This window comes from Lysinibacillus sp. NPDC086135 (assembly GCF_044746345.1).
GTDB lineage: Bacteria > Bacillota > Bacilli > Bacillales_A > Planococcaceae > Lysinibacillus.
Map to the genome: position 1 here is coordinate 128525 of NZ_JBIVCA010000006.1, position 25884 is coordinate 154408.

The window sequence follows — 25884 nt, forward strand, 5'->3', positions numbered from 1 at the left end:
GTTTTCACAAGTTTTTAAAATATGTTTTATCCGATTAAGTTTCAAAAAAGAAAACCGCCTCGGTTCGCAACCTTCCCTTCTCTTATCGATTAAATTTTCTTCCTATGCTTTTATCGGACGAAATACTTAAATTCAAACCCCTTTTTTCATTTTTTTGATTTTCTTAACATAAATTCTTCTATTCTTGACACAACTTCAATATGTAGTGAAACACAAAACCCCTATGTATCACGTTTTAACTATGCTACATAGGGGCTATTGTTGTTAGTATTTAAATGCTTGAATCGATTCTTGTAGGTCAACCGCCATTTTTGCCAAATGTGTAGAGGCTGCTGCTACTTCTTCCATTGCTGCATTTTGTTCCTCAGAGGATGCCGCAACACTTTGAACATTGCTACTTGATTTCATAGATACTTCGCTAATGTAGTCGATTTCTTTTACAAGTTTTTCGATATCTTGATGGATCATTCGAATAGCTGCTGTAACTGATTCGGTTTGTGCTTGCATATCATTAATGGCATTGTCAATTTGCATGAAATTATCTCTTGCCACATTTACTTTTTCACGACCGACTTTTACAGAATCATTACTATTGATCATGTCTTCCTCGATTATTCTTGTATCCTCAGTAATTTGCACAACAACCTTTTCAATATCTACTGCTGCTAAATTCGATTCATCTGCTAGCTTTCGCACCTCTTCTGCCACTACGGCAAAACCCTTGCCATGCTCACCGCTTCGTGCTGCTTCTATAGAGGCGTTGATAGCCAATAGATTTGTTTGGGTAGCTATATTTTTAATAACATTGACTGCTGAGACGATTGCTGCAGTATTTTCATCTAAGTCTTTAACACGTGTACTTAGCTCTGCTGTATTTTCCGCAATTTCATTCATCTGTTCAATGACATTACGAACTGAGGAACGTCCTATGCTAGCCATATTTTTAGTTTCTACTGTTGCATCGTTCACATGATCAATACTCGTTGATATGTCATTCATTTTTTTCAAAATGTGGGAGGATAAGTTACGTACATCACCTGTCAATGTATCCTGTTCTTCAATACCATGGGCAATATCTTGAATCGATTCTGAGACAACTTCTGTTGCCTGTGTCACTTCCATACTACTCGCTGTGAGCTGCTCGGAAGTTGCTGCTACTTGCTCAGATGAATTAGCGACATGCTTCATAGTATGACTAAGCTTTTCTGACATCGAATTAAACGAAGCTGCCAGCTGCACAAACTCATCTTTTGTTTTAAATTGCAGGTGCGTTTGTAAATTGCCATTTGAGAATTTGTCCATTTCTACTACAGTTTGTTGAATATTTTTAGCGACTCTACGACCAAAAGCTGTCGCAATAATAATGCTTATAAGCAAGGAAACAATTGCTAATATGGCAATTTCTTTGCCACTGTTGTCGCCTTTTTGCTTTGTAGCCTCTATACGCGCCTGCATTTCGTCCTGCTGGGCCGTTGCCATCGTTTTTCCAAACTCAACAAGCTTTAGAGAGCCTTTCCCTAAAATCGGTAATGCCAACTGCTGTGCTTGCAGTTTTTCCCCACTTTGAAAAAGCGGTACAATTTGTTCATCTATTGGCTTTTCCCATTCCTCTAACTGCCTTAAAAACTGTTCAAAGTTCTTATTTTTATGTCCGAGTTCTTCAAGACGATGAATAGATTTATGTAAAGTATCTCTTATTTCGAGATGATTATTGAGCATGTCTTCTTTACCATATAATATATACCCCCGAATAGCGGCGTTTGCCCGAACCGTTTGGAAGGAAATATCATTATACAAATTGATTAATTCCGTCTTTTTTTCGATTTCCACAAGTGTTTGTTTATTATCATTTAAAAAATATATGGCAATACTAGTAATTAGTAAAAGAAAGACTAAAACTATACCAAAAGAAAATTGCAGTTTTCGTTCTACCGTTGATTTCATACGACTCCCTCTATTCCCCTCTAAACGTTAATCCACTTAAAGTATAGACTAAATTTACCTATCTCCCTATAATAAGTGCGTCTTTTATCATAAATTAACACAAAAATTTTACAAAAATAAAACATATCACCAAATGTCTTGACTTCTCTAAATTCTAAACAGCAGCTTCAAAGCACGCCTCTATTTATGGGGGTTTTTTAGCACCCACTAAAATTTGAATTACCATTTCATCGGGCGCCCCCAGGATGCTTTGCTCTGCGCGTCAGCAACAAACGTTTTTTCTGCGCGAAAGCGAAGCGTCAGCACAAAGCTACCAGTCGTAACGGAAGTCACCCCCTCGTTATGGAACTGATCAATATTTTTGAAAATATCCTATTCTACCGGTTTTAAGAAAAAACATTCACTACGCTTCTGTTATCTAATTGGTCCAAATACCTAATTTTAGGTATACTATAATAATAGAAAATGAGTAAGCCAGATTTGTATGTGAGTTTAGTAGTAGGCTCTAATTGTGATATCGAATCTCTTGCATTACGCTCAGTACTTGAGTCATTTGGTGTTCGAGTAACACTTCATTTAATAGGAAGACCAAATGATTTTATTGATGTTTTATCAGGAGAAGATTTGAATGATCAAATAGATTATTTAATTTTAAACTTTCACGGGATGAAGGACGCTTTTGCATGCCAGAGCTAGGCCCAGAAATTTATGAGTTAAATAAACCTAGAGGTGAACTTTTCGGTCCTCAAGAGATCTCGAATTATTGTAAATTAAAGTTATTGCCTCTGGCTGTACTCTAGGTGAAAAACAGCTAGCAAATGCATTTTTAAAAAGTGGTTGCCATTCATATTTAGGCCCGAATGATTATATAGATGGGAATGCAAATTTAATGTTTCTTATAAGATTTATGTACGAAATCATCGCCAATAAGCGAACACAGCAGGAAGCCATAGAACTCGCAAAATCGATTGACGAGGAAACTTCAAAGTATCAGCTTAATTTTGCATAGAAGATAAATCCGAAAAAAAATCGTAGCCTATGCTACGATTTTCTTAATTATCGTTGATGTTTTTTTACCATAGACTCTGTAAAAATCTGAGATTGCCCCTTTGGAATACTTAATGTTTGCCAATCAGAGCCCTTTAGTTGTTTAGCAATGTAAACGATTTGACCGACATGTTGTGAATAGTGGGACATTTGTCTTTCGATAGCGTCTATCACGGAATGCCGTTCTCCTCTTATCGTTACAAACCTTTGTAAATCAGTTTCCCTTAATCCTAGTAAAGCATCTAAAAATACTTGCCAGCCCTTTTCCCATACCATCATAATCTCTTCTTTTGTCTGAAGGCTATCGTTAAATTCATCGTCACGATTTCTCGTTTCTTTCTCACCATCTGTCGTTAGAAAGTCAGTCCATCTCGATATCATATTACCGCTAACATGTTTTACGATAACGGCAATACTATTGGATTCTTCATTAAAAGCCCAATGCAGTTGTTCATTATCCAAATGTAAGAGTGTTTTATCACCTTGTTCTTTCACACTTTTAAACCTTTTCTGAACAACGTTTAAGTAAGTCTGCCCCATGCTCATTCATGAACGCCCCCTTTGTATGTCCATTAGCTGCTATAAATATTTTATATCAAACAAAATCTTTCCCTCATTCTACACTATAAACGAGGCTAAAGTTATAAAGGTTTAAATTTAACCAAAAAAACCGTCTCTTCATACTATTGAGACGGTTTCCTTCTATCCATTATAAATTTTCATCAATATATGTTTCTATATCTGATGCAATTGTGTCAATAGGGACATCCTCGGCATTATCTGCAAATCCAGAATACATTTTTACGATTTTGCCATCTTTATCTACTAAGAAAAATTGATTTCCGTGTATCACTTGATCGCTCTTAGGATCATCTTTCACCCATATTTTAGTTGATTTTATAGCGAACTGCTCGATATATTTTTGTGAATATCCAGTAAGAAGATTCCATTTTGATTCATCCGAAACATTATATTTGCCTAAATAATTAGCTAATATTTCAGGCTTATCTACATCAGGATCAATTGAAAACGCAACAATATTATAATCTTCCACACCTTTTTTCTTCAGCTTTTCTTGAACTTGCGTCATATTAAAGGTCATTGGTGGACAAATTGATGTACAATTTGTGAAAATATACATACCAATCCATGGTTTCCCTTTTAAACTCTCTAAAGAAACTTTTTCTCCGCGTTGATTGATATGTTCAAAATCCGGTAACTCCAAGCTATAATCTGCTTTAAATTTTGTATTTCCACACGCACTCAGCACTGCAGCTAATGCAAAAAGTAGAACAAGCCCAATTATTTTATTTCTCATCTTTAACACGCTCCCTACTAACACTATCCCCATCCTATCGTACGATGTAAATATTGGCAAGGACACTCAAGTGACAGCTTTCGTACATCTTTGTGAAATCGATTTCACTTTAAGGAAACAAGTGCATCATGAATTGCATCTAATTTAACTTCTACTCGATGTAGTAAATAAAACGACACTAAGATAGGAAAACCGATATCCGATATCATGTTTAACCACTGTTCCATGTGGCCCCTCCTTTACTAAGCTTATAATAAATTCTATTGCTAAAATGGTCCTTGCAGAAAATTCCGCAAAGACCATTTCATGACTATTCGATCCCTAATTCAAATTCTCTTACTTGTCGATCAACGATGCGAGCCCCAGTCATTGCCACCAAAGCACTAGCTTGTCTATCAAAAACATTTTTAACGATAATCGTTTGCATGACCTGTTGAATTTCCTCCGCTGTTAAATTTGGCTTCGGTGTATCAATCGCAATCGTTGTCGTTTTCCCTGCTGCTGTCTCGAATTGCAGCTCTAAAACTTGTGTCATTGCTTTCTCCCCCTTAGGATAAGTCTGTAGTTTCTTGTTTTACAATGCTATCTAGTGCGTGTGAAGATAGACTTGCAATGGCCTTTGCTACGTCTACTAAATCCTCTGCTGTATGCGAGCCGTTTAAATTGCGGTACGATTTAATTGTAAACACGGGCTCGTTTTGTGCATTCTGTCCAGTGATATACTTCAAGCGCAATGTAGCACCTATGAAATTGACTTTTGCCATGAGCGTCACCTCCTTTACACAATATATACTGACTTATTGCTAAAAAAGGGACATTTAGGATGGATTTTTTTCTGCAAGCTTTTATAATAGAGTAAGAGAAGGCAAAGAGGTGAACGATTTGTTAACTGGTTGGTTTTTATGGTTTATCCTATTTTGGGTAGTTGTGCTTATTTCGTTTATGGCGATAGGCGGATTTTTCATGTTCCGCAAATTTTTAAAGGCATTACCGAAACAGGACGGTAAATCTGATTTAGATTGGCAAGAGTATTATTTAGATAAAACGATTCATTTATGGGGACAACCTGAGAAGGAGCTTTTATATGAACTTGTAAGCCCTGTACCTGAGCTATTTCGACAAGTAGCAAAGGAAAAAATTGCAGGGAAAATTGGCGAACTAGCTATAGAAGAAAAAGCACCTGCCATTGACCAAGATTTAATTATTCGTGGCTATATCCAAGCAACGCCAAAGCGCGACCATAAATTTTTACGTAAAAAGTTAGATGAAATGCAAATTGACATCGCTCCATATGAACATTTGTTTGATTAATGGTACGCTGCACAATGATTTGTGCAGCGTTTTTACTGACCTTAGATAAGTTTCATCATATATTCTCTGCTAGTACAGGGGGAGTCAATCCATCACTCTGAGTTCTTACCCTCACTTTTTTTCCGTCGCCTTTGTCTTTCTTTTCGTCATTCGAACGACGCTTTCTGTCGCTTTGCCAAGCCTCTCAATCGCTCGAATTGCTCTATCCATCAGCCAAACTGCGCGCAACAAAAAAACTACACTAGATGAAATCTCTAGTGTAGTCTCCCATTAAATATTCTTTAGCGGAATTGTTTTTTTGATTTTAATAAATTGAATAAGCATTGCGATTCGCCAAGGAAGTAACATAGCGAACGCTAAAATCCAAAACATTCCTGCTAACTCACCAACGTCAATGGAGCTACTTAATATCATTTTTGCAATTACACGGAATACTAATAGTCCGATTAATATAAAAACGAATGCTTTTGAACGCTTTAAATAAATATCTTGGCCTTTTACTTCAAATTTAGAAGTGGCAATTAAGATTGTTGAGAACACCATTCCGACTGCTGTCGCTTCAAGGATTTGCATAGGTGGTACTCGAAATTGTTCAAATAAAAACATTAACGCACCTGAAGACATTGCAATAGGTGGAATGATAATTTTCTTCTCATTTGTCGGTTTCTTAGATGCTCGCATACGAATAACCATGACAAAGGTACCCATAAAAATGGCCATTATGGTTGAACCTATTACATAATATTGAGAAGGGATATTGTCAAACATAAAATTTCCTCCTCCAATGTCATTAACAATTTTGTCCAAGTAATTGATCAACTACAGCCTTTAATCTTTCTGGCTCGAAAGGTTTTGTCATAAAATCCTTTGCGCCACTTTCAATTGCTTCCACGATTAACTTCTGTTGTCCTAAAGCTGTAATCATAATTATTTTTGCATCTGGAAATTCGGGGATGATTTCTTTTACTGCTTCTATACCTGTCATAACGGGCATCGTTACATCCATCGTTACTAGATCTGGTTGTAACTCACGATACATCGCCACAGCTTCTTTACCATTTCCTGCATTGCCGACTACCTCATAACCCCATTCAGAAAACATATTACTGATTGCAACACGCATAAAGAGCGTATCATCCACTACTAAAACTGTAGGCACATGTTCATCTCCCTCCACGTTATAGTACAGTATGGCTTCTTTAGTTTAGCAGATTAGAAGCCTGTAAATCCACCAAAAATAGGCTGTAAAATGCGTGTTAAATACGTTAAACCGTCGAAGAATAACATTACACCAACGACAATCATAATATAACCGCCGATTTTCACAATTTTTTGGCTATGTGTACGAATCCAAGTCATACGTGCTATAAAGAAAGATAACACGAAAAACGGAATCGCAAAGCCTAAATAATAAGCTAACATATAGCTAATGCCTGCGCTTGGATTTGCACCAGCTAATGTAATAATCGATGCTAAAATTGGACCTGTACAAGGCGTCCAACCAGCCGCAAATGCTATTCCGATTAATACTGATCCCAAATAACCAGAAGGTCGGTTTTTAAATTGGAATTTTCGATCCTTCATTAAAAAGTCAATTTGTAGTAATCCCACAATCATTAAACCAAATACAACGATTAAGATGGCACCAACCTGACGTAATAATGTGTGATAATTAAGGAAGAACTTGGCGGCTAATGATGTTCCTAGTCCAATCATAATAAAGATAATTGAAAATCCTAGTAAAAAGAAGAGGGTATGCAAAACTGCACGCTTTTGCATCATACCTCGTTCCGATTTTAGCTCGTCTAACGACATACCTGTTATGTATGATAAAAATGCTGGATACAGCGGTAGGGTACATGGTGAAATAAAGCTTAAAAACCCTGCACCTAAAGCTAAAAATACGTTAATATCAGTTTCCATATTTTTCACTCGCTCCTTACAGTTACTGTTTCCATCGTACCAAAAATCACTGTAAATTGCGCCCTTCCTGTTTGTGAACGTTTCATGGCAAAAAGGTGTTGAAAAAGTGAAGTTCCATCATATTATCATACAAATTTAATTTTCAGACCTTATTAAATCAACGTGTATTTGCTAATGTACTTTTGCATTATGCGCTCCCCTTATATTATCTGTCAACAAAATTCGCCATAATTCTACACTTCAAATTTTGTCTCTTTGAGCATATCAAAAGACACTAGCAACAGAGCTTTTGCTGGGCTGTTGTAAAGCCGCCGTTACCTGCCGCTTGCAGAGTTGTAGTACCCTTTTTTATTTACTGTTAATAGTTCGTAAATTAACTTTCTTCATGTATAATTAAAAAACAATAGAGCAATTGATAGCGATAAATGAGGTGTAGTCCTTGGAATTAAGAAAAATTAAACCAAAAAAAATATATGAAGAAGTATCTGAAATCCTCTATGAAAAAATTAGAACTGGCGAACTGAAGCCTGGTGACCGACTTGATTCAGTAGAACAACTTGCTGAACAATTACAAGTAAGCAGATCTGCCATTCGGGAAGCTCTTTCCGCTTTAAAAGCGATGGGGCTTATTGAAATTAAACAAGGCTCAGGTACATTTGTTAAAAGTAATCAATCCAATCAACTCGATTTCCCCTTATCAACCGCCATTTTAACAAATAAGCAAGATATCTCACATTTGTTAGAAGTACGTAAAATTATCGAAGTAGGCACTGCAGCTAGCGCAGCTATTCATCGAACAGAAGAAGACATACAGTCAATGATGCAAATTTTGGATGAGATGAAACGAGTACAAGGAGATGAAGAGCTAGGAGAAAAAGTGGATTTTCAATTTCACGCGGCCATTTCTGCAGCGTCTCAAAACCCCCTACTTACAACTATATTGGACCAGGTTTCAGCTTTAATGATCGCAACGATGAAAGAGACACGTCGAATTTGGTTGTACTCTAAAAAAATTACGAGCGAAAAGCTGTATGATGAACATATGCAAATCTTCCTCGCGATTAAACAGCAAAATGAAGAGCTTGCAAAACATGCTATGGCTTCACATTTAAGTAATGTGGAAAAGGTCTTAATGCAATATTTTGAAACAACTAAATCTATGAAATAAGAAGATGAGACAAAAGCGTTTCAGCCAACAAAAATACCGAACTATCCAATGAAACGCCCATGAAGTGTTTCGGAATAGTTCGGTTTTTCTAGTTATCGTGTTTTGTTAATTTAGAGATTATTCGGTCTTACGAAGGAACCATTTTAGTTTGTCCCAGTTTCTTCGAATTTTTCGAAAATTAATAATAAACACCTTTTATTCATCTGAACAGTTGTAGTATTATAAAAACAATATATTTATTCACTAAGTCATCAGATGACCTGTTGATTAGTTATTTAGTGAATAATAGAGACAAAAAGGAGCGATTTTCATGAAAGTAACACTTTTTGCGACTTGTTTAGTTGATATGTTTCAAGGTGATGTAGGAAAAGCTGTTGTGGAAGTTCTAGAAAGGCTCGGCTGTGACCTAGATTTTCCTGAAAATCAAATTTGCTGTGGACAACCTGCCTATAATAGTGGCTACGTAAAAGACTCTAAAAATGCTATGAAAAAAATGATTACCACCTTTGAACATGCCCAATTTGTTGTCTCCCCTTCTGGTTCCTGCGCTTATATGTTTAAGGAATACCCAAAGGTGTTTAAGGGAGATCCAGTTTGGGAGCCAAAAGCGCAAGCATTGGCAGATAAAACATATGAATTTACTGAGTTTATTGTAGATATATTAAGGGTCGAGGATGTAGGAGCACATTTAGAGGGCAAGGCTACTTATCATACCTCCTGTCATATGACACGTCTACTCGGTGTTACAGATGCACCGTTTAAACTATTAAATCAAGTAAAAGGCTTACAGTATGTAGAACTCCCAGGAAAAGAAAGATGCTGTGGGTTTGGCGGAACATTTTCAGTAAAAATGGGCAATATTTCTGGAGAAATGGTCAATGAGAAAGTACAAAATGTTGAAGAAACGGGGGCAGACATTTTAATCGGTGCAGATGCTGGCTGCTTAATCAATATTGGTGGTCGAATTAATCGACAAGGTAAGCCTATTAAAGTCATGCATATTGCGGAAGTATTAAATTGTCACTAAGAGGGGGTAAAAGAAATGTCCATGAAAACAAGTGATGAACGCTTTAATCATCGTGTAACGAAAGAATTAGAAAATATGTTTATGCGCGGAGCTGTATCAAGCGCACAGGAGCGCTTACAAACACGTCGGCTACAACAAGCTGATGAGCTCGGACATTGGGAGGAATGGCGCTCTCACGGCGAAGAAATTCGAAAGCATGTGCTGGCGAACTTAGATTATTACTTATATCAGCTAAGTGAAAACGTCTCTAAAAGAGGTGGACATGTTTACTTTGCGCAAACAGCGAAAGAAGCGACAAACTATATTGAAAGTATCGCGAAAAAGAAGAATGCTGCTAAAATTGTAAAATCAAAATCTATGGTGACGGAGGAAATTGATTTAAACGCCGCTTTAGAAAAGCTCGGGTGTGAGGTCATTGAAACTGATCTTGGAGAGTACATTTTACAAGTAGATGATCATGAGCCACCCTCTCATATCATTGCTCCAGCTTTGCATAAAAATAAGGAACAGATTCGTGACATTTTTAAAGAAAAACAAGGTTATGAGAAAACCGAAAAGCCTGAAGAACTAGCTCTATATGTACGTGAAAAATTAAGAAATGATTATTTAACAGCAGACATTGGCATTACAGGCTGTAACTTTGCTATTGCGGAGAGCGGCTCGATTACACTCGTGACAAATGAAGGAAACGCAGATTTAGTAACAGCCTTGCCGAAAACACAAATTACGGTAATGGGAATGGAAAGAATTGTGCCTACATTTGAAGAGATGGAAGTACTAGTAAGCTTATTAACAAGAAGCGCGGTTGGGCAAAAGCTAACAAGCTATATTACCACATTAACGGGAATCAAAGATGAAGGTGACACAGATGGACCAGAGGAATTCCATTTAGTCATTGTTGATAATGGACGTGCTGATATTTTAGGCAGTGAATTCCAGCCTATTTTACAATGTATACGCTGTGCAGCTTGTGTTAACGCATGTCCTGTTTATCGACATGTTGGCGGTCATGCTTATGGATCTATTTATTCTGGGCCAGTAGGTGTCGTTCTTTCACCATTATTAGGTGGCTATGAGGATTTTAAAGAGTTGCCATATGCCTCCACATTATGCGGTGCCTGCACAGATGCTTGTCCTGTCAAAATACCATTACATCAGCTTATTCATAGACATCGTCAAGTAATTGTCGAAAACGAAGGAAAGGCACCTGTATCGGAAAAGTTATTAATGAAGGCCTTTGGTCTAGGTGCTTCCTCCCCTGCCCTATATAAAATGGCGACAAAAATGGCTTCACCAGTGATGGCTCCATTTACAAGAGATCAGAAAATTTCTAATGGCCCAGGTCCACTAAAAGCATGGACGGAAGCAAGGGATTTTCCAGCCCCCAATAAAGATAATTTCCGTGACTGGTTTAAACACCGACAAAAAGGAGGCGATGAATAATGACAGGTACAATTGAAAATAGAGATGTATTTTTAACGAAAATTGCAAGACAGCTTGGACGTGCACCAAAAACAGAAATCGTACGGCCTACATGGCAATATAACCCTCAAGATCGTGTCCTACATGATGCTACACAAGATGAGTTACTAGAGGTTTTAGTTGAACAATGCAAAAATATTCATACGGATATTGTCATTACAAATACAGCTAATCTTCCTGCAGATTTACAAAAAATAGTTGAAAATTATGGAGGTCAATCTGTTATAACATGGAAAGATGAGCGTTTCCAAAACTATGGCCTAGGAACATTAATGACTGAGCAATGGCCTCAAGAAAAGATTCAACTGTACGAATGGAATTCTGAGCAGCCACAGGAAAATATTCGACAAGCTAAAAAAGCTAACATTGGCATTACGATAAGTGAAATTACATTAGCAGAATCGGGAACTGCAGTACTTTTTAGTGATAAGGATAAAGGTAGATCCGTTAGCTTTTTACCAGAGAAGTCTATTATTTTAATTCCTAAAAGTACTATTGTTCCACGCATGACGCAAGCAGCCCGCTTTATTCATGAAAAAGTCGGACGTGGCGAGCAAATTGCCTCTTGCATCAACTTTATAACAGGACCAAGTAATTCTGCGGATATCGAAATGATTCTGATCGTTGGTGTACATGGACCAATTAAAGCCACTTATATTGTGATTGAAGATCAGTAAAACCGATCAACCAGGCATACTTCAACATTGAAGAAATGCCTGGTTTTATCTGTTGCAGTTGCAATAGTATCTCGTTGATGGATAGTTAATCGCTAATAAACTTTCACTAATCACCGATTAAACTGCGCATTTCTCTGTTACATTAATTTGCTACACTTTCAGTTACTATCTTCTTTTGTTCATAAAACTCTGGATGTGCTTCTTTTAAAACAGATGTTCGTAGCATAACTAGTGATATCATCACGATAATGACACTCGTGATAAGTAAAATAACCGTTGCTGGGAATGTATCGTACAAGATGCCGTATACGATCATACCAATCGGCATCATTGACATCGCCATTGTTTCCATTAATCCCAATACGCGTCCACGATATTCTTCTGAAATTAACTTTTGCATATAAACCATAATTGGCATGTTGATCCCCATCTCAAAAATAGCGAAAATAAAGTAGATTACAATATAAAAGATTACTATAGCTAGATAGGATAAATTCGTTATTAATGGAACAACCGCCAGTCCTAAACTACTAGCCAACAGCAATAAGCTAATTTTAGAAAAACGTAGTGGCGCCTTAACCTCTTTACGTGTTGCGAAAACGAGGGAAGCTACAAGCATACCAACTGCACCCGAAGCCTCTATAAAACCAAAATGCGTTGATTTTACTTTTAGTAATTCAATAATAATATAGGTCCCCCCTACAACGATGGCAGAGAAAAACAAATTAATCCATAATGAAATCCACATGATTGTTTTAACAACTTTTTGTTGCTTAATATAACGAAAGCCACTAGCAAGCCCAGCCCATATCTTTTCCTTTTCTACAGTAGGTTCTCTTGTACTATAGAGAGTAAAATTCATTGTCGCTTCTAAGCAAAAAGCAATTACATAGGCCACCATATGTACAAGCAAAAAGGCTTTCATAGAGAAAAATCCATACATCATTCCACCGATTACTGGCCCACCAATTGCTGCTAATGACACTGACATTTGATTGAATGACATTGCTTTCTGTAGGCGTTCTGGATTTACTAGTGTAGCGATTGAGGAAGAAAATGTTACACCTGAAAAGGCTGAGCATATTGTATTAAATACAGTTGCTATATAAATAGCATAAACCGACAAACCGACCATTTCTGTATAGAGTAGTAGCCCTGAAACGGTCAATATCGTACCTGCTTGTGCTAATAAAATCGTGCGTTTCTTTGAATAATTATCAGCTACATACCCTGCCAGAGGCGCGACTAATGCACGAGGCAAAATGGAACATATCATAGTAGTAGCAAAACTCATCGCTGACCCTGTCAGTGCCAAAATATATAAACCTATCCCAAATGACAATACATGTGACCCTAACAACGAGATCATTTTACTGGTTGTGAATGTCCATAAATGGTACGTCGCCTTTTTATACTTTTGCGCTTCATTCATCTAAAACCCCTCCATATTTTTAATTATTTTAAAAAGTTTAATTTAATTAAACAAAATATAACACACCTCCCTCTTCCCACGCAACAAAAAGTTTAATATAATTAAACAAAGGACATATTTTAAAAGGAGGCGAGGCAGTGGACTCTTTAGGCACACGAATTCGCAAATTAAGGAAGGAACGAAAATTAACATTAGAGGCACTTGCTGGTGATCGTCTAACAAAAGGTATGTTAAGTCAAATTGAAAATGATAAGGCCAAGCCTTCGATGGAAAGTCTAGAATATATTGCAGAGCGTTTACATGTAAAAGCAAGTGAATTACTTGAAGAAATAGCCCCTTCTACGATACGTCACCTTTTAGAACAGGTGGAAATATTATATGCAGAAGTAGAGCTAGGTAATAATACAGAAAATTTGCAACAAATCAAAGAGATGATTAAGCCTTATGTAGAAGAGCTTCCTCTTAGCTATGAAGCTGGTCGTTTACTTTATATATATGCAGTAGCTCAATATCAAGCGGGATTAACGACATGGGAATCACCGCTTCAACAAGCACGCTTTATGTTTAAAGAAATTAATTTACTAAGTCATTGGTTTGAAACTTATAGATTACAGTCCGCGATATTCACGGAAGATCGAAACTATAAAATGGCTTATTCCTGTATCTTACAAGCTAAAGAAGAAGCTGAACAAGAAAATTATCAATTAGATTCACGAGATGCTGGAAAAATGGCTTATTTTATTAGTGTTTTTCAATTAGCAATAGGGGAACATGAAGCAGGTAAACAACTCGTTAAAGAGACAATTGCCAATGCACATAAAAATCAATTTTACTCTTATATTGATGATATGTACCGTATTGCAGCGTTTTGTGCCATGATTGACAATGATTTTGAGCATGCAGAACATTTGATCAAGAAGCTAGAACAGTATCGAGTTTTTGCGGAACAAGTGGATGTAGATGCTTTTATTTTCACATTACGAGCACATTACTATAACAATTTCACTCATGATTATGAAAAGGCACTAGAAGAAATAGAGCGCTTTCGTCCACTTATGGATTTGGGATCGGTTAAATTTGATGAAAACCTATATTATTCTGAAAAGGGGAAATCCTTATATTTACTAGGTCGTTATGAAGAAGCAAAGGAAGCTTTTGAACATTTTACAAAGCTCCCTTCATTCATCCAACATCCATTTGATATATTAGGCTTAAATGAGTCCTTTTCCTATAAAGCACTTTGCTATGCACATTTCGGTGAGTTAACAACTGCCTACGAAATCGCCAAAATGGCCTATATCGATTCTCAGGATTTAATTGATCTACCCTATAAACAAAAAATCGAAGAAACTTATTATTCAATTAAAGCACAAATTAATTCGGTTCAATAAATAAAAGGGATTGCACATTTTAAAATTTATGGCAATCCCTTTTTGACTTTTAGCTCGATTTATCTTTCTTCATTTCCTTCTGAATGTTGCGAAGAGCTTTTTTCGAACCACGCTCTATATCATGCTGAAGCTTGCGTTCTTTATAATCTACAAACAATGTCTCTAAATCATATCCTTCTGGGTATAATTCTGTTGCCGGTAGCTCTAATACCAGTCGTTTAACATTTATCTTTACGAATTCTCCCTCATAGAACACGACAACATTATAGAAATTATCCATTTCTTGATAAACGATTCCAACGTCAGCATGATCTAACAGCTTTACACGATCTCCCTTTTTAAAATCATACTTTGCTTTGGTTCTCTCTTGCTCAATCTTAGGCTTCCTGATTTTACTGTCATTTACTTGTTTTAGATGATAATCCTTATTGTCAATATAGCTCTTCGCTCTTTGTAATACGGTTTCACGTATATTCATTTTCTTAGAAATCCATAGCGCATTACTTTCTCCAGATGTTCCGATGACTAATTGATATAACGGTTCTAAAGTTTCACTATTAAAACGCATAGCCGCATTCATAAAATCACTATGCATTTCAGAGAAACGCTTAATTTCTCCATAATGGGTAGTTGCTACTGTCATGCAGCCCATATGATAGAACTCCTCTAAAATCGAAATCGCCAATGCTGCTCCTTCATTTGGTTCCGTCCCACTCCCTATTTCATCAAATAACAATAGAGTATTATTATTGGATGCTCTCATAATATCCGAAAGATTTTTCATATGGGAAGAAAACGTACTAAGTGCATTTTCAATACTTTGATTGTCACCAATGTCTACAAAAATGTGATCAAACACAGCTATTTCAGTACCTTTATCTGCAACAATATGGAAGCCTGACATTGTAGCCAATGTTAACAAGCCAATCGTTTTGAGAACAACGGTTTTACCACCTGCATTCGGTCCTGTAATGATCAAGCTGCGATAGTCTTTACCAATTTCAAAATGAAGTGGCACCGCCTTACCTGTTAACAATGGATGCTTACAATTAACGAGCTTAATATAGCCAACATCATTTAAGCTCGGTTCAGCTCCTCCAATGTGCTTGCTAAACTTGGCTTTGGCAAACACCATATCATATTGGCTAATTAACTCCATGTTGATATTGATTTCACGAATATTTTCCATCAGGAGCCCAGATAAAGTCGCCAAAATCTGATATTCCTCCACCGCTTCCTCTGCTTTCAAAGTAGCCAATTCCACATTTAATTTTGCTACTATACTAGGCTCCATAAAGACCGTTGCACCTTTAGATGAAATTTCTACAATTGTTCCTTGCACATGATTTTTATAGGAAGCCTTAATGGGAATCGTGTATCGATCATCCTTTTTACTGATAAAAAATTCCTGGATATATGTTTTATTAGCACTATTATTTAAAAATTTAGTTAGTCGGTCTTTAATTTTTTCCTCTGTTGTCTCGATATGATTGCGGATACGCTTTAATTCTCTACTAGCAGCTGAATCAACACGATTGGCTTTAATCGCAAAATTAATCTCCTCTTCCACACTTTTAAATTCAGCCATCGAATTAGCATAGGATGCAAGTACTGGCGCAAAAAATTCCTTTTCCAGCATAAATTTTTTAATTTTTCTGCACCCTCTTAAAAAATCTGAGATGCTAACCAATTCACTAGGGTCTAAAATAATCCCCTTTTCAAGCTTTTTGATAGTATTGTCAATATTCGTTACCCCTAAAAACGGGACATGACCTTCTGCATCTAAAATGGCTCGTGCCTCTGTCGTTTCATTCAATCGATTTTTTACAACTGTCAAAATTGGGCTCGGCGTTAATTTATCTAATAACTGTTTACCTAATCCACTGACACAGTATGATTTAACGATTTCCTTCAATTCATTGTATTGTAACTTCTCAAAAGTAGTATGATTCATTGTTAATGTCTCCTCACTATGATTTTTCCATAATCATTCATGAAGATACCTACTCAATAGATAGCAATGATTTTTTATTCAATTAAAAAAGAGAAAAAAGCTGTGGGGATCCCACAGCTTTTACATTACAAGGCATGTGTAAACAAGCATCGCGAAAAAAACTTCAATCAATTATGCCTCGGCATAATTGCGTTTGGAGGCTTTAGGCCAAACACGATGTTGGTCACTCCTTCGTTGCCACAGGCCGCAGCGTTTTTATACGGAGTTCCTCTAACCGCTATTAAAAGAAGTATTTTTAGAGCATTACACGCTTTATAAAGTATTGTAGGTATCTTCATAGGTATCGAAATAAATCCATGACTAAATAAGGGGTCACTTTTATGACATAAATCCCCTGTCGTCATTACATTTATTTCATTAAGTTGTTCCTATTTAGAACCTACCGCACTCATCAAAAGCACCTCTCATTAATTTATAATATTCATCATTGTTATCTAATTGATTGACGTTATATTACTATATGTTGACAAAAAAGTAAAGTTGCATATTTTTGTCTAACAATAAAAGAAATCTGATTAACTATAAATGGACAAACCAACAATTAAGCAAACTGTTCCAAGCAATAGGTAAATTATTATTTTAGTAACCTAATAAGCTAATTTATCTAACCAAAGTGCTCCATAATAGACCCACTTGACCAAAGCCTTCATCTTTATGTACTACTATCCTACCTAAGCTTTTTTACCGCTCTACTTTTAATACAAAAAATTTTTTCCTTCTTTACATAAGAACTAATATGACCTAATTTTTTAAATTTTTTATCGTACCATATTCTATTATTTAAATTATCTAGCCAGAAAGTTGCTTTTTTCCAAGTCACCATTCTTAATAAAAACTTTTATTATTTTTTTAAAATGAGGGCTGTATTGAAATTCTTCACACTCTACGATAGTCATTCCTTTATGAAAATTATGGGAAGCCTCTTTATACATTTTTAATTCTGAGTATAATAGCCCAATATAAATATAGGCACTTGATATTTCCCTAGGAGTAAATGGTAGTTTCAAAGCCTTCGTCATAATATTAATCGCTTTATTTTTCATAAAAAAAACATCATATAGATTAGCTTTTTTGACAATGCGATTATACGCTCTTGATGCTTTATCTTTTGGTAAATTTTTTATTTAGAATACCCCCTGTATCTTTCCCAGCAATATAACTAAAGCCGTCATTGAATATTTCTTTTCTATATAACTATCCGTTCTGTGCGCCATCTTTATTTAGTTTTGCACAAAGATAACCAACTATATATTCTCTACTTGTCATTTCTTCTATATCTTGATTAGCTACTAGTTCTCCTATAGCTTCGGAAATAATGTGCCATAATTCTGTGGTTTCATACTTTTTATATGGGTGATTCATTTTAATCTCCCTTTATTTGTATGATTTCCTAGTTTAAAATACCAAAAATATATTACCATACAAATATTTCATCGTTATATGGCAATGTTTGGCAGGATCCTCTTAAAATCCCCAAAATATATTAATCCATGAAAAAAGGACCTGTAGAAAATTTCTACAAGTCCTTTTTTAGGTTCTAAGTCAAATGTTGGGGTGCTGTACTCTTTCAGCACCTTAACCCAGATGAACTCCGATTTCTTTATACTTTAAATTTAATAAGATTTTTGCTCGAAAGTGATCGAAGCGTCGAAAGCCATATGCATTCCGTTTCATCACTTTTGTTTTATTATTAATGCCTTCTAAGAAGCCATTGGAATAACCAAAACTAAAGCTATTTAAAATTTCTACTTGCCAGTTTTTCAATGTTTGAATTGCTTTTAAGAAAGCTGGTAATTTTGCCTCTTCTACCTTACGGTAAAAAGCTAGTAATCGCTTTTTCACTTCTACGACATCATTCTTTGTCTTTGCCCAATCAAACCATTCACAATAGGCTTCCTTTAATTCATGAGCTACTTTCAATGTTTCAGACATTTCTGTATAGCGCTGTAAGTACCATTGTTGTTTCGGTGATAATTTAGATGCACGTTTATAAAATACATGACGCATACGTTTACACTTTGTGCGATTGTATTTATCCCATTCTTTTTGTACTTGTCGGCGCACTTCATCCATTGCCCAATAAATATAACGGCTAAAATGAAAGCGGTCTGCCACAATAACAGGTCGACCTAGCGCTTGACGAACAGCTGCTTTAAAACTTGGATTCATATCCATAACCACTATTTCAACATCGGCTCCATGCTGACTTAAGTAATTTTTTATTGTTTCTTTTTTACGATTCGGTAAAATATCGATCGGTTCGCGCGTTTCCGCATTCGCAATTATTAGCTGATACGTACCTGCATCTGTATCGCCTTTATACTCATCAATCGCAATCACTTTTGGTAAACGTACACCCTCTACTAATTGTTTATTCGCTACCTTTTTAAAACGGCGAATGACCGTCGTGGTTGATGTGCCTAGTACTTCTGCAGCTTCTTTAAATGTTTTGGCTTTAATAGCACGTATATTTACTACTTGATTCCATTCCTTAGAATACCGTTGATATTTATCTACGAAAGGGGATTTTTCGGAGAAACGCTTTCCACATTTACAAACATAACGACGACGTTTATAGAAAAGAATAGTTAAACGTTCAAACCACTTTAAATGATTGATCTTTTGTATACGATAATCGTGAACCTTCGAAGTTTCTTTTTTACAAACTGGACATTGTTGCGTACATTTAGGCAATTGTACATACAATGCGATTCGATCGCCTACTTCTTCTACTTTCGTAATCTCTACATCTTTTAATCCCGGAATATTCGTGTTAAAATTCATATGCACAGTTCACCTTTCTATTACTTGTTTCTCGACAATTCAAGTATATAAGAAATGGTGATACTGTGCTTTTTTATGCATAAAATTGTGTGATTACCCCAACAAATATTATAGAACCCTTTTTTAAGCAGATTTCTGATGAGCCCTTCTCGTTTCAATGATTTTCGAGCCTGAAAATAATAGTAACGCTGCCCAAATAATGCTAAATGCTAATAGCTCTATTTGACTAAACGGTTCTTTATAAAGCACAATTCCTAAAATTAATACTATTGTTGGCGATATGTATTGAATAAAGCCTAATAAATACAGTGGAATATTTTGTGCACTTTTTGCAAATAAAATTAATGGCACTGCTGTCACGATTCCACTGACAATCATGAGGATGTCTGTTTTCACATCAACATGTAAAAATGAGGCTTGATTCGTTGTAAAAAGGTAAATATAGTAGCCTAAAGCAAACGGTAAAATAAATAACGTTTCGATGGCTAGACCTCTTGTCGCATCAAGCTTAATTTTCTTTTTCAGTACACCGTAAATGGCGAAGGATAAAGCAATAAGAAGTGCTACCCATGGGATTGACCCATAATTAATCGTTAAAATAATTACTGCGATAAAGGCAATTCCGGTAGCTGCCCATTGCGCACGACTAAGTGCTTCTTTAAAGAAAATAACCCCAAAAATAACTGACAGTAAAGGATTAATATAATAGCCTAAGCTCGTTTCAATTAAGTGGTTATGGGTAACTGCCCAAATATATAAATACCAGTTCATTGAAATAACAAATGAAGCTCCTGCAAGCTGCCAAAAATGCTTTTGGTGTGACCACAAATATTTTAAGTCTGCGATAAGATCTTTGCGCATTCCAAATACTATTACTGCTAGTACTGTAAAGACAAAGGACCAAATGACACGCGATAATAAAATTTCCATACTCGGGACATGCTCAAGCAATTTCCAATAAAGCGGAAATGCACCCCAAAAAGCATAGGCTAAAAATGCAGCCAAAACCCCTTTTTTCTCATTTGACATTGCCTCTAACACTCCTACTCCATATAAATCTATACGGCATTTCGTAATATTACCTTTTAAAGAATAGACTAATTATAGGACTTTGATTGGGAACTGTAAATGCCAAGTTTTAATAAATTGACATTAACAAAGTTACTCTTTCATTTCAGATTCAAGCTCAGAAATATATTTGCGCACCGTACTATAGCTAATATCAGGATTAATTTGTCGTTTTATGCGAATGTGGATTTCTTTAATACCAACTCCCTGCTCTCGCATATCGCGAATCATAGATTTTAATGGACCTGACAGGGATTCCTTTGACAGAGCAGTATATTTACTTAATTCAATTAATAGCTCTGTATTTTGTCGGCGAATCTCCTTTAGCTCATTTACGACACAATTATATTCTGTTAGCTTTTTTTGTAAGACGGCGTTTCGCTGCTTTATTTTTTGCATGTCTTCCACAAGCTCAATATTTTTCTTCTTTAATACTTTTCTCTCTTGCTCTAAAATAGTGTGCTTTTCATCTAAATCTATATTCATGGCATTGTACAGCTCTTCTATATGCATTAATTCATGGTAGCGACTTTTTAACACGAGCATTAGGTTTTCTGTCGTATTGATTGCTAGTGCTCCATCCTTTAAACGTTCACATGATAATGAAGTAGGATTCATTTTGCTCATCCTCTTTTAACCCCATGATTGATTATTTTATGTAATCGAATTGCATTGTTTAGCATATTTCCTCTTCCTTCTTCTTTGATAATCATTCTCATTTATCTTATCATAATGAGGAATTTCTATTTTGTCAAAAAAAGCTTCTTGCAAGGTAATATGCAAGAAGCTTTACGATTACATTTTTTTCAGTTTTTCATATTCAAGCTGCAGACGTTCAATACGTTTACGGCCTTCCTCTCGATTTCTTGCTGTTTCTGCTTGAATTTGCTTCGTTTCTTGAATACCAGACATAATTGTTTGCCATGTCGTTTCAATTGTTTCGATTTTAATGCTTGGGCTACCAGCCGCACGCGCGATATTAACACTATTTTTACTAATATTTTCTGCATTTCGTACAAGCATTTCATTCGTACGACGGTCTAATTCACTCATTGAATCTGAAATAAGCTTTTGGCGTTTTAACGTCACCGCATGGATAAGTCCTTGCTTAAATATAGGAATTGTCGTCACAAACGCAGAGTTAATTTTAGCAATTAAATGGTTATTCCCTTGCTGCATTAATCGAATTTGTGGAGCAGATTGGAATGAAACTTGTTGCGCCATTTCTAAATCATAACGACGTTGTTCTAGTAAATCAACGGCACGTACCATCGTTTCATATTCCATTGCCGCTAACTGATCACCAGTTTGTGATTTTTGTTCAAGTGCTGGTAAGGATGAACGTACTTCATCTGTTTTCACTTCAATTGCCGCAATAAATTTACTTAAAGTTTGGAAGTAATTTAAGTTTTGATCATATAAATTTTCAAGATCAATGGTATTACGTTTCATTTCACCTTCGTATTTTTGAACCTCGCGGAAAATGACATCCACTTCCTTGTTCATGCTGTCATATTTGGATAGAAACTTTTCTAATTGTTCCTTTCCTTTACTAAACAGCTTAGTAAGGAAGCCACCTTTTTTATCCTCCGCAAAATCTTGGGGATCAAATTTATCCATAATTCTATTTAAATTATTTAATAATACACTTGATTCCTCAAGCTTGCTTGTTTTCATCGTTGCTAGCATTTTATCTGAAAAAGTAGAAATACCATTCGCAGTTTCTTTTCCAAGCTCTAGCATAGCAATTTGGTCTTTCACATCAATTTTTTGTGCTAATGCATGAACCTCAGGATCTTGCTTTAAAGCAAGTTGATTTTGAGCAATTTGTGATAGCTCTTGCTCAGAAACAAGTACTGGTTTTTTTGGCTCTTGCTCTACCTGCAATAATGGATTAGGCTGTAGTAATGGATTTTCTGATGCAAATGGATCCTTTGATTTTAATAGGTCGTTGTCGAATTCAGACATAAAAATTTTACCCCCTGCGATTTATCTCTTTTATTTACATACGATTCCAAGCTGAAAAAGTTTCATTTTAGTCAAGTTTTACAAAACAAGAGTCACTGAACCCTCATGATGCTCTAGTTGAAAGCTAATGAGATATATTAGAACTATTGACAAAAAGCTTTAATTGCTCACGATTATTTAAGATTTTTGCCCAACTCATCACGCATAGGTAGCTGCTGCTCAAGTTTCACAAAGAACTGTTCTCTCTCCTCTTGTGTTGCTAGGCGTTGACTAGGTGATTTTTTTAATGCTTCAATCATTCTTGAATAACAAAACTTCACCCTATTCTATAAATTATAGCTTGTTTCATTTGGAAATTCGACTTTATCCACGAAATACTTTACATAGTTTTCTAACACTAGTATATTTCGGCTTTATCCCCATGACCTAGGGTTGATTCCTGCTCTGATTGTGCGCCATAACGATGAAAAAAGCAGCTACTTAATGTAGCTGCTTTCATCATCATGTAGTCACTTTTAGGACAGTTTTAATTTTCTTAATAACGCCACCTGAACTATATGTTAGCACGCTGCGTTTATAGAATGAAATACTGAATAAATAAGCAACAATAATTGTCGCTATTAAAATACCTAACGATAGAAGTGGTACCATTACGCCAATATCAGTAGCCCCGATACGCATCGGCATAATCATTCCTGATGTAAATGGAATATAAGAGAATATCTTAATGATAAGAGTATCCGGATTCCCCATTCCCGATAACATAACATAGAAACCAATTAATGTAATCATCATGGCTGGCATTAATACTTGACCTGCTTCTTCAACTTTAGACACTAAAGAACCGAATAATGCGCCTACAATTAAATAAAGAATAATTGTTAATAGTAAGAATAGCACGGCATATATCACATAACCAATCGATAATTCACTAACGATACTAGCTGCCATATCCCAAATAACACCGTTCTTCGCAAATTTCGCATAGATTAGGAAGACAACTATAATCATACTCATCTGTGTTAATGCGAGTAATAGTACACCAGCAATTTTTGCTTTAAAATGGGTAGCTGGTTTTACACTTACTAGTAGCATTTCCATTGCACGTGAACCTTTTTCAGTCGCAATTTCCGTTGTAATCATAGATAGGAATGTAGATATAAAGAAATAAATTAAAATACCAACTGCATAAGATACAAATTGTCCTGATTGTTTTTCTTCTTCGCTTTTACCACCTGTAGACTCTGTATTTAAGTTTTTATCAGTAATAATCGTTTTGGCATCCATAATTTGAGCTGCTTGGTCTGGCGTTAATGATAACTGTTGTACAGCATAATTTTGACCAGCAAGTTGAAGAATCGAATTTATCGCCCCTTGATCATTTAATTTCAATGGAGTGAAAGTGGCAATTTCAGCATGTAGCTGTCCATCTTGATCTGTTATTTTAACGATTGCATCTAGCTTTTCGTCTTTGACCTTTTTCTCTAGTTCCGTTATATTCGATTCATTTTGTATAAATTCCATATCGCCATTCGATACAAAGAGACCACTTAAATCAGCTGTCGTTTCATTGACGATTGCAATTTGTTGCGCTTGATCATCACCCGTAAAAAGTTCTTTAATATCTGACCAAAAAACTGCAACAGACATCCCAAGTATATAAATGCATGTCATTACAACAAAGGATTTTGATTTTATTTTTGATGTGTAAAGCTGTTTCATTAATAAATTAAACTTCGACAACGTTGCCACCTACCTTATCTTTAAAGATCTCATCTAACGATAAATAATCTAAGCTGAATTTTTCTATATATTTACCATTGGAAAGCTTCTCGAAAATGCTTTGTGCATAGCTCTCATCCTCTAGAGTGAGCACAGTTTGCTCTTTCTCTACTCGAACATCTTTGACTCCCTCAAGCGTCAACAATTGAGTTGTCGACCATTCTGTACGTACTGCCAATCTAGTTTTTCCGTATTGTTTCTTTAAATCTAGTAGACTGCCTGAAAACAGAGAGACTCCTCGTTTTAATAGACAAAGATGATCGCATAGCTCCTCTACATTATCCATCTGGTGACTAGAGAACAAAATCGTTGTGCCCTGTTCTTTTAAATGCAATATTGCATCTTTCAGTAAATCTTTATTCACAGGATCAAGTCCACTGAATGGTTCGTCTAGTATTAAGAACTGCGGTTTATGAATAAAGCTAGCAATCAGTTGTACTTTTTGCTGGTTCCCTTTTGACAAAGTTTCAGCCTTATCTTTGCGTCTTTCTTCGAGCTCAAATCGGTTAATCCAATAATCAATCTCCTTCTTTAACACCGACTTCTTCATGCCACGTAGCTCGCCAAAAAAGTAAAGCTGATCCTCTACCTTCATCGTCGGAAAAATGCCTCGTTCCTCTGGTAAATAGCCAAGTACATCACGGTTGATGGCATTAACAGGTTTGCCATCCCACGTAATCGTACCCGCCGTCGTCTCCTGTAAATCTAGAATCATTCGGAACGTCGTTGTTTTACCGGCTCCGTTTTGTCCAATCAGCCCAAAAATCTCCCCTTTTTCAATGGTGAAATTTAAGTTGTCGACTGCTGTGAAGTCTTTGTATTTCTTCGTGACATGTTCTAATTGTAATGTCATCCTTTTCCCTCCTACGCTTCAAATATATGTAATTCCTGTTGTAGTCCTTTTTTACGTCTTTCAACCTTCAAAATTTGCATACACATAATTATTACGACTACAAAATTCAAGAATGATAATCCCGTATTTACGAATCTTTCCGTTGATTCACCAAGTCCAATATAAAGATTGATAAATCCAATTAATAAATTAAGAAATGCTACGGATATAAAAAGACGGCTTATTGATTTTAAATACTTTATTTTCGAAGAACTATCTGAAAATAATTCAAATGGACCTTCTGATTTCTTTTTACGGTAATAAGCCCATACTCCAAATTTTGAAACAAACTCAATATTCATCGTGTCTAAAAAGTCATAGTATTCCTGGTTTTTGCCTTTGACTAGTTCATTGCGATAAATATATTGACCAGGTTCCCCTTTTTCAAAATTAAAGTATCCCACCGTTGTACGCTTTAGATGCCAACCTTGTTCCGCCATATCATTTACCCATGCTTCTTCCTTTTCATAATCAAGAAAAAAACGATACACTCTTTTTTTCATAAAGTCCCACCTCCAATCTTTAATCGTATAAAACTGATGCGAACCCCTGGTTAAATATGCGCCTTGATAATAGTTTTATAACTATTGATTGTTTTTTCTGATTTCCCAGAAAATAATTATGAGGCAAATACGAAATCCCATACTTATGTAGCT

The 25884-nt window shown here is 35.8% G+C and carries 26 protein-coding genes and 1 pseudogene; 7 read left to right on the forward strand and 20 right to left on the reverse strand.

Going from position 1 to position 25884, the window contains the following annotated elements; all coding sequences use genetic code 11:
* Positions 1-264: 264 nt before the first annotated feature.
* A complete protein-coding gene (locus tag ACIPKN_RS10405; protein WP_400935755.1) occupies positions 265-1944 on the reverse strand; it encodes a methyl-accepting chemotaxis protein in 1680 nt (559 codons plus the stop codon).
* A gap of 465 nt (positions 1945-2409) precedes the next feature.
* Between ACIPKN_RS10405 and ACIPKN_RS10410 the strand changes: the two are divergent.
* Positions 2410-2953 (forward strand): annotated as a pseudogene (locus tag ACIPKN_RS10410) (delta-aminolevulinic acid dehydratase).
* Between the two features lie 47 nt (positions 2954-3000).
* On the opposite strand, the gene ACIPKN_RS10415 reads toward ACIPKN_RS10410, so the two are convergent.
* From ACIPKN_RS10415 to ACIPKN_RS10435, 5 genes are all read right to left on the reverse strand, one after another.
* Entirely contained in the window at positions 3001-3537 is a 537-nt protein-coding gene (locus tag ACIPKN_RS10415) for a DUF1572 family protein (protein WP_400935757.1), read from the reverse strand.
* A gap of 163 nt (positions 3538-3700) precedes the next feature.
* The gene (locus tag ACIPKN_RS10420) at positions 3701-4309 is read right to left on the reverse strand and encodes an SCO family protein (protein WP_400935759.1); all 609 of its coding nucleotides are present in this window, start codon (positions 4307-4309) and stop codon (positions 3701-3703) included.
* 104 nt (positions 4310-4413) lie between these two features.
* Complete coding sequence (locus tag ACIPKN_RS10425) at positions 4414-4536, reverse strand: YvrJ family protein (protein WP_082337366.1); 123 nt, start codon at positions 4534-4536, stop codon at positions 4414-4416.
* An 83-nt stretch (positions 4537-4619) separates the two neighbouring features.
* Positions 4620-4844, reverse strand: a complete 225-nt coding sequence (locus tag ACIPKN_RS10430) for a DUF2922 domain-containing protein (protein WP_400935761.1) — start codon at positions 4842-4844, stop codon at positions 4620-4622.
* 13 nt (positions 4845-4857) lie between these two features.
* The gene (locus tag ACIPKN_RS10435) at positions 4858-5073 is read right to left on the reverse strand and encodes a DUF1659 domain-containing protein (protein ID WP_400935763.1); all 216 of its coding nucleotides are present in this window, start codon (positions 5071-5073) and stop codon (positions 4858-4860) included.
* A gap of 118 nt (positions 5074-5191) precedes the next feature.
* On the opposite strand from ACIPKN_RS10435, the gene ACIPKN_RS10440 reads away from it, so the two are divergent.
* A complete protein-coding gene (locus tag ACIPKN_RS10440; protein WP_400935896.1) occupies positions 5192-5620 on the forward strand; it encodes a DUF2621 domain-containing protein in 429 nt (142 codons plus the stop codon).
* 270 nt (positions 5621-5890) lie between these two features.
* Here ACIPKN_RS10440 and ACIPKN_RS10445 read toward each other — a convergent pair whose 3' ends face one another.
* Genes ACIPKN_RS10445 through ACIPKN_RS10455 form a run of 3 tightly spaced genes read right to left on the reverse strand, consistent with a single transcriptional unit; the run spans position 5891 to position 7543 of the window.
* Positions 5891-6388 (reverse strand): CcdC family protein, encoded by a 498-nt coding sequence (locus ACIPKN_RS10445; RefSeq protein WP_400935765.1) that lies wholly within the window; start codon positions 6386-6388, stop codon positions 5891-5893.
* 22 nt (positions 6389-6410) lie between these two features.
* Complete coding sequence (locus ACIPKN_RS10450; RefSeq protein ID WP_400935767.1) at positions 6411-6797, reverse strand: response regulator; 387 nt, start codon at positions 6795-6797, stop codon at positions 6411-6413.
* 35 nt (positions 6798-6832) lie between these two features.
* Positions 6833-7543: a cytochrome c biogenesis CcdA family protein gene (locus tag ACIPKN_RS10455; RefSeq protein WP_400935769.1), complete on the reverse strand. Its 711-nt coding sequence runs from the start codon at positions 7541-7543 to the stop codon at positions 6833-6835.
* A gap of 439 nt (positions 7544-7982) precedes the next feature.
* On the opposite strand from ACIPKN_RS10455, the gene ACIPKN_RS10460 reads away from it, so the two are divergent.
* The 4 genes from ACIPKN_RS10460 (at position 7983) to ACIPKN_RS10475 (ending at position 11897) form a co-directional block, all read left to right on the forward strand.
* Complete coding sequence (locus tag ACIPKN_RS10460; protein ID WP_400935771.1) at positions 7983-8711, forward strand: FadR/GntR family transcriptional regulator; 729 nt, start codon at positions 7983-7985, stop codon at positions 8709-8711.
* A gap of 310 nt (positions 8712-9021) precedes the next feature.
* Entirely contained in the window at positions 9022-9738 is a 717-nt protein-coding gene (locus tag ACIPKN_RS10465; RefSeq protein WP_400935773.1) for a (Fe-S)-binding protein, read from the forward strand.
* A 15-nt stretch (positions 9739-9753) separates the two neighbouring features.
* Positions 9754-11181, forward strand: coding sequence for a LutB/LldF family L-lactate oxidation iron-sulfur protein (locus tag ACIPKN_RS10470; protein WP_400935775.1), 1428 nt, complete (start codon positions 9754-9756; stop codon positions 11179-11181).
* The gene (locus tag ACIPKN_RS10475; protein WP_400935777.1) at positions 11181-11897 is read left to right on the forward strand and encodes a LutC/YkgG family protein; all 717 of its coding nucleotides are present in this window, start codon (positions 11181-11183) and stop codon (positions 11895-11897) included. Before ACIPKN_RS10470 ends, ACIPKN_RS10475 begins: the two co-directional genes overlap by 1 nt.
* A gap of 142 nt (positions 11898-12039) precedes the next feature.
* On the opposite strand, the gene ACIPKN_RS10480 is transcribed toward ACIPKN_RS10475, so the two are convergent.
* On the reverse strand, positions 12040-13329 hold the full coding sequence (locus ACIPKN_RS10480) for an MFS transporter (RefSeq protein ID WP_400935779.1): 1290 nt from the start codon (positions 13327-13329) through the stop codon (positions 12040-12042).
* 137 nt (positions 13330-13466) lie between these two features.
* Between ACIPKN_RS10480 and ACIPKN_RS10485 the strand changes: the two genes are divergently transcribed.
* Positions 13467-14720 (forward strand): helix-turn-helix domain-containing protein, encoded by a 1254-nt coding sequence (locus ACIPKN_RS10485; RefSeq protein ID WP_400935781.1) that lies wholly within the window; start codon positions 13467-13469, stop codon positions 14718-14720.
* Between the two features lie 49 nt (positions 14721-14769).
* Here ACIPKN_RS10485 and ACIPKN_RS10490 read toward each other — a convergent pair whose 3' ends face one another.
* From ACIPKN_RS10490 to ACIPKN_RS10535, 10 genes are all read right to left on the reverse strand, one after another.
* Positions 14770-16674, reverse strand: a complete 1905-nt coding sequence (locus ACIPKN_RS10490) for an endonuclease MutS2 (RefSeq protein WP_400935783.1) — start codon at positions 16672-16674, stop codon at positions 14770-14772.
* Positions 16675-17519: 845 nt separating this feature from the next.
* Positions 17520-17777, reverse strand: a complete 258-nt coding sequence (locus tag ACIPKN_RS10495; RefSeq protein WP_400935785.1) for a hypothetical protein — start codon at positions 17775-17777, stop codon at positions 17520-17522.
* 151 nt (positions 17778-17928) lie between these two features.
* Positions 17929-18096, reverse strand: coding sequence for a hypothetical protein (locus tag ACIPKN_RS10500; RefSeq protein WP_400935787.1), 168 nt, complete (start codon positions 18094-18096; stop codon positions 17929-17931).
* 213 nt (positions 18097-18309) lie between these two features.
* On the reverse strand, positions 18310-19524 hold the full coding sequence (locus ACIPKN_RS10505) for an ISL3 family transposase (protein WP_400935789.1): 1215 nt from the start codon (positions 19522-19524) through the stop codon (positions 18310-18312).
* A gap of 117 nt (positions 19525-19641) precedes the next feature.
* Entirely contained in the window at positions 19642-20547 is a 906-nt protein-coding gene (gene rarD, locus ACIPKN_RS10510; protein ID WP_142507905.1) for an EamA family transporter RarD, read from the reverse strand.
* Positions 20548-20679: 132 nt separating this feature from the next.
* Entirely contained in the window at positions 20680-21204 is a 525-nt protein-coding gene (locus ACIPKN_RS10515) for a hypothetical protein (RefSeq protein ID WP_255505026.1), read from the reverse strand.
* Between the two features lie 177 nt (positions 21205-21381).
* Entirely contained in the window at positions 21382-22554 is a 1173-nt protein-coding gene (locus tag ACIPKN_RS10520; protein ID WP_142507907.1) for a toxic anion resistance protein, read from the reverse strand.
* A 501-nt stretch (positions 22555-23055) separates the two neighbouring features.
* Entirely contained in the window at positions 23056-24297 is a 1242-nt protein-coding gene (locus tag ACIPKN_RS10525; RefSeq protein WP_400935792.1) for an ABC transporter permease, read from the reverse strand.
* Positions 24284-25189, reverse strand: coding sequence for an ABC transporter ATP-binding protein (locus ACIPKN_RS10530; RefSeq protein ID WP_400935794.1), 906 nt, complete (start codon positions 25187-25189; stop codon positions 24284-24286). The genes ACIPKN_RS10525 and ACIPKN_RS10530 overlap by 14 nt, the downstream gene beginning before the upstream one ends.
* A gap of 11 nt (positions 25190-25200) precedes the next feature.
* Positions 25201-25731, reverse strand: a complete 531-nt coding sequence (locus ACIPKN_RS10535; protein WP_400935796.1) for a DUF2812 domain-containing protein — start codon at positions 25729-25731, stop codon at positions 25201-25203.
* Positions 25732-25884 lie beyond the last annotated feature (153 nt).

Excerpts from the sequence above, each read along its gene's own strand:
- ACIPKN_RS10405 (WP_400935755.1), bottom strand. The coding sequence starts at position 1,944 with ATGAAATCAACGGTAGAACGAAAACTGCAATTTTCTTTTGGTATAGTT.
- ACIPKN_RS10415 (WP_400935757.1), bottom strand. The coding sequence starts at position 3,537 with ATGAGCATGGGGCAGACTTACTTAAACGTTGTTCAGAAAAGGTTTAAA.
- ACIPKN_RS10420 (WP_400935759.1), bottom strand. The coding sequence starts at position 4,309 with ATGAGAAATAAAATAATTGGGCTTGTTCTACTTTTTGCATTAGCTGCA.
- ACIPKN_RS10425 (WP_082337366.1), bottom strand. The coding sequence starts at position 4,536 with ATGGAACAGTGGTTAAACATGATATCGGATATCGGTTTTCCTATCTTA.
- ACIPKN_RS10430 (WP_400935761.1), bottom strand. The coding sequence starts at position 4,844 with ATGACACAAGTTTTAGAGCTGCAATTCGAGACAGCAGCAGGGAAAACG.
- ACIPKN_RS10435 (WP_400935763.1), bottom strand. The coding sequence starts at position 5,073 with ATGGCAAAAGTCAATTTCATAGGTGCTACATTGCGCTTGAAGTATATC.
- ACIPKN_RS10445 (WP_400935765.1), bottom strand. The coding sequence starts at position 6,388 with ATGTTTGACAATATCCCTTCTCAATATTATGTAATAGGTTCAACCATA.
- ACIPKN_RS10455 (WP_400935769.1), bottom strand. The coding sequence starts at position 7,543 with ATGGAAACTGATATTAACGTATTTTTAGCTTTAGGTGCAGGGTTTTTA.
- ACIPKN_RS10465 (WP_400935773.1), top strand. The coding sequence starts at position 9,022 with ATGAAAGTAACACTTTTTGCGACTTGTTTAGTTGATATGTTTCAAGGT.
- ACIPKN_RS10470 (WP_400935775.1), top strand. The coding sequence starts at position 9,754 with ATGTCCATGAAAACAAGTGATGAACGCTTTAATCATCGTGTAACGAAA.
- ACIPKN_RS10475 (WP_400935777.1), top strand. The coding sequence starts at position 11,181 with ATGACAGGTACAATTGAAAATAGAGATGTATTTTTAACGAAAATTGCA.
- ACIPKN_RS10480 (WP_400935779.1), bottom strand. The coding sequence starts at position 13,329 with ATGAATGAAGCGCAAAAGTATAAAAAGGCGACGTACCATTTATGGACA.
- ACIPKN_RS10490 (WP_400935783.1), bottom strand. The coding sequence starts at position 16,674 with ATGAATCATACTACTTTTGAGAAGTTACAATACAATGAATTGAAGGAA.
- ACIPKN_RS10495 (WP_400935785.1), bottom strand. The coding sequence starts at position 17,777 with ATGAAAAATAAAGCGATTAATATTATGACGAAGGCTTTGAAACTACCA.
- ACIPKN_RS10500 (WP_400935787.1), bottom strand. The coding sequence starts at position 18,096 with ATGAATCACCCATATAAAAAGTATGAAACCACAGAATTATGGCACATT.
- rarD (WP_142507905.1), bottom strand. The coding sequence starts at position 20,547 with ATGTCAAATGAGAAAAAAGGGGTTTTGGCTGCATTTTTAGCCTATGCT.
- ACIPKN_RS10515 (WP_255505026.1), bottom strand. The coding sequence starts at position 21,204 with ATGAATCCTACTTCATTATCATGTGAACGTTTAAAGGATGGAGCACTA.
- ACIPKN_RS10520 (WP_142507907.1), bottom strand. The coding sequence starts at position 22,554 with ATGTCTGAATTCGACAACGACCTATTAAAATCAAAGGATCCATTTGCA.
- ACIPKN_RS10530 (WP_400935794.1), bottom strand. The coding sequence starts at position 25,189 with ATGACATTACAATTAGAACATGTCACGAAGAAATACAAAGACTTCACA.
- ACIPKN_RS10535 (WP_400935796.1), bottom strand. The coding sequence starts at position 25,731 with ATGAAAAAAAGAGTGTATCGTTTTTTTCTTGATTATGAAAAGGAAGAA.